The 1,618-nt window shown below is 52.8% G+C and carries 1 protein-coding gene; it reads left to right on the top strand.

The features are described from left to right. On the top strand, window positions 1–1,618 hold a 1,618-nt coding region (locus tag R7035_RS25205), incomplete at both ends, for a tandem-95 repeat protein (protein WP_318146323.1).

The raw sequence follows: 1,618 nt of genomic DNA, 5'->3' as shown, positions 1-1,618 counted from the left end.
TCCGTACCTGAAACACAAGGCACAGTTGAGATCGTTGATGGCAAACTGGTCTTCACACCGGCTGAGAACTTCCATGGCGATGCTGAAATCACTTACACCGTCACCGATGGTGCACTGACTGACCAAGCGACGGTCAACGTCACCGTGAATGCGGTGAACGACACGCCTGTGGTTGAGAGCAACATTGCAGACCAAACCTTGGCAGAAGACTTTACGCCATACACCATCGATCTGAATACCGCTTTCAGTGATGTGGATAATGTGGATGGCGAGCTGAGTTTCAGTGTCTCTGGCAACAGCAACATTCAAGTGGCGATCGTCAACGGTATTGCTACGTTCACTCCAACCGCAGACTGGAACGGCTCAGAAGCGTTAACGTTTACGGCTACCGATCCAAGCGGCGAAAGCGTAAGCCAAACGGTGAACTTCACAGTTGCGCCTGTGGCAGACATCGTGGCAGATAAAGCGACGGTTGTGGAAGACACGCCGACCATCATTAAGGTCTTAGGTAACGACACGTTCGAAGGCGACGACAAAGTGGTGTCGCTGGATACCAATAACGGACCAGCTAACGGCACGGTCTCGGTCAACCCGGATGGCAGCGTCACTTACACGCCAAACGACAACTATCACGGAACAGACAGCTTTACCTACATCGTTACCTCCGGTGGGGTATCGGAGTCCACCACGGTGAACGTCGATGTGACGCCAGTGAATGACGCGCCAGTGGCAAAAGATGATACCGCTGTTACTGACGAAGACACGCCAGTGACGATTGATGTCCTGCCAAACGACACCGACATTGATGGTGATAAGCTGTCTATCCAATCAGCTTCCGTACCTGAAGCACAAGGCACAGTCGAGATTGTTGATGGCAAACTGGTGTTCACACCGGCCGAGAACTTCCATGGTGATGCTGAAATCACTTACACAGTGACCGATGGTTCACTGACTGACCAAGCGACGGTCAACGTCACCGTGAATGCGGTGAACGACACGCCTGTGGTTGAAAGCAACATTGCAGACCAAACCTTGGCGGAAGATTTTACGCCATACAGCATCGATCTAAATACCGCTTTCAGCGATGTGGATAACGTAGATGGCGAGCTGAGCTTCAGTGTCTCTGGCAACAGCAACGTGTTGGTGTCGATTGAAAATGGCATCGCGACCATTAGCCCAACGGCAGACTGGAACGGCTCAGAAATCCTAACCTTTACGGCCACCGATCCAAGCGGTGAAAGCGTTAGCCAAACGGTGAACTTCACGGTAGCGCCTGTGGCGGACATCGTGGCAGACAACGCGACGGTTGTGGAAGACACGCCGACCATAATTAACGTCCTAGGTAACGACACGTTCGAAGGCGACGATAAAGTGGTGTCGCTCGATACCAACAACGGTCCAGCTAACGGTACGGTCTCGGTCAACCCGGATGGCAGCGTGACTTACACGCCAAACGACAACTACCACGGTGCAGACAGCTTTACCTACATCGTTACGTCAGGTGGGGTATCAGAGTCCACCACGGTGAACGTCGATGTGATGCCAGTGAACGATGCGCCAGTGGCGACCAATGACAATGCCGTTACTGACGAAGACACGCCAGTGACGATTGATGTCC

The organism is Vibrio sp. 1731 (assembly GCF_033339955.1).
Classification (GTDB): Bacteria; Pseudomonadota; Gammaproteobacteria; order Enterobacterales; family Vibrionaceae; genus Vibrio; species Vibrio alginolyticus.
This window is presented reverse-complemented; position numbering and strand designations above follow the sequence as displayed.